Source organism: Delftia sp. ZNC0008 (genome assembly GCF_000799035.1).
GTDB lineage: Bacteria > Pseudomonadota > Gammaproteobacteria > Burkholderiales > Burkholderiaceae_C > Comamonas > Comamonas tsuruhatensis.
Map to the genome: position 1 here is coordinate 1 of NZ_JTKZ01000576.1, position 2,193 is coordinate 2,193.

The following is a 2,193-nucleotide window of genomic DNA, read 5'->3' on the forward strand; positions in this document are numbered from 1 at the left end:
ATCACCGAGGAGCAGGGCAAGGTCCTGGGCCTGGCAGAGGTCGAGGTGAACTTCACCGCCGACTATCTGGACTACATGGCCGAATGGGCGCGCCGCATCGAGGGCGAGGTCATCACCAGCGACCGGGCCAACGAGCAGATCTTTTTGCTGCGCAAGCCGCTGGGCGTGGTCGCGGGCATCCTGCCCTGGAACTTCCCCTTCTTCCTGATCGCCCGCAAGATGGCGCCGGCCCTGCTCACGGGCAACACCATCGTCATCAAGCCCAGCGAGGAAACGCCCATCAACTGCCATGCCTTCACCGAGCTGCTGGCCCAGTGCGAGCTGCCGGCCGGCGTGTTCAACGTGGTCTATGGCCAGGGCGGCACGGGCGCTGCGCTGGCCGGCCATGCGGGCGTGGATATGGTCAGCTTCACGGGCAGCGTGGCCACGGGCGAGCGCATCGCCGCAGCCTCCGCGCCCCACATCACCAAGCTCAACCTGGAGCTGGGCGGCAAGGCCCCGGCCATCGTGCTGGCCGATGCCGACCTGGACCTGGCCGTGCGCGCCATCCACGACTCGCGCATCATCAACACCGGGCAGGTCTGCAACTGCGCCGAACGCGTCTACGTGCAGCGCCAGGTGGCCGACGAGTTCACGGCCCGCATCGCCCAGGCCATGGCAGCCACGCGCTACGGCGACCCGATTGCGCGGCCCGACGTGGAAATGGGCCCGCTGATCAACCAAAAGGGCCTGGACAGCGTACAGGCCAAGGTGCGCCAGGCCATCGCCGACGGCGCGCAACTGGTCACGGGCGGGCAGGCCGCAGACCTGGGCGCGGGCTTTCACTTCCAGCCCACGGTGCTGGCCGGCTGCCATGCCGGCATGGAGATCATGCGCAAGGAAATCTTCGGCCCCGTGCTGCCCATCCAGGTGGTGGAGGACCTGGACGAGGCCATCGCCCTGGCCAACGACTGCGAATACGGGCTGACCTCGTCGCTTTACACGCGCGACCTGTCCAAGGCCATGCAGGCCATGCGCGAGATCGACTTCGGCGAGACCTACATCAACCGCGAGAACTTCGAGGCCATGCAGGGCTTCCACGCGGGCGTGCGCAAGTCCGGCGTGGGCGGGGCTGATGGCAAGCACGGCCTGTACGAGTACACGCACACGCACGTGGTGTACCTGCAGGGGTGAGCCAACGGCTCGCCTATCGCTTCACGGTGGCTGACGTTATGAACCGGGCAATGGTGCTGGAAACCCCGGGCACTAGCGGCAGCCCCTCCTTGTCATAGGTTGCAAGATTGGCAGCGCGATCGTTGGTCTCCACCTTCTTGAGCACATGGTTGGTTGCGGGCAACAGCACAAGCTTGGCGTTCGGTGCAGCCTTGGCCAGACGCTGAGCATCCTTTGGCTTGATCTGCAGGTCGCGCTCACCTTGAATGATGAGCACGGGTTTGGAATAGCCCGCTATCAGGCGAGCGGGGTCCAGCGCGAAGGTGTTGATGAGAAAGCCTTGTACGCTGGCATGGAACATGGTGTTGAGCGGCCTGTCCATCTGGCGGGTATCCACGCGCCTGCCTGCTTCCAGCGCATCGATGACCGGTAACGCCTGGTCCAGGATCGGTGCATTGGCGGGGTCTTCCTTGAGCTGTTCCCGAAGCGTCTGCCCCATTGGGCGACCAGGAGCTGCTACCAATATCAGTCCGCAGATATCGGAGCGGCCCTGACCAGCCTCCAGAGCGACCAGTCCACCTTCACTGTGTCCCAGCACCCAGACGCATTGGGCACCGGTCTCGCTGCGGATGGCGTCCACCCAGTGGTGCACATCTTCGGCATAGGCTTGGATGGTCACGGCATTGGGGTCCTCCACGGCCTTGTAGCTTTCGAACATGCCACGTTTGTCGATGCGTACGGTGGCAATGCCCTGGGTGGCCAGTTCCTGTGCGAGCAGTTGGTAGGTCGAGGCTTTGAGGCCGAACGGGCTGTTGCCGTTGCGGTCGGTGGGGCCTGAGCCGGGGACGATCAGTACGACCGGCGGCGCGCTTTGGCTCGGCATCAGCAGAACACCCCGCAGTGGGTCAAGTGGCCCCGTTGCCTGCAGCGGCTTTTCGCCAAGGACGGCCGTGGCCGGTGCGGCCATGGTGGTGCTTGCGCAGATGGCGGCCGCCAGGCCGAGGAGTAGAGCTTTCATGGGAAAGGCCGCAGAGTTGATCT

At 65.0% G+C, this 2,193-nt stretch carries 2 protein-coding genes; one reads left to right on the forward strand and one right to left on the reverse strand.

Annotated features, from left to right (window positions below):
* Window positions 1-1,173, forward strand: a 1,173-nt coding sequence (aldA, locus tag L995_RS19025) for an aldehyde dehydrogenase (protein ID WP_047473011.1), incomplete at its 5' end; no start/stop codon positions are given.
* Between the two features lie 13 nt (window positions 1,174-1,186).
* Here aldA and L995_RS19030 read toward each other — a convergent pair.
* Window positions 1,187-2,170 carry an alpha/beta hydrolase gene (locus tag L995_RS19030; RefSeq protein ID WP_016452096.1) on the reverse strand — a complete coding sequence of 328 codons (984 nt, stop codon included), beginning with the start codon at window positions 2,168-2,170 and terminating at the stop codon, window positions 1,187-1,189.
* Window positions 2,171-2,193 lie beyond the last annotated feature (23 nt).

Coding starts and splice junctions, on each gene's coding strand:
- L995_RS19030 (WP_016452096.1), bottom strand. CDS start 2,170: ATGAAAGCTCTACTCCTCGGCCTGGCGGCCGCCATCTGCGCAAGCACC.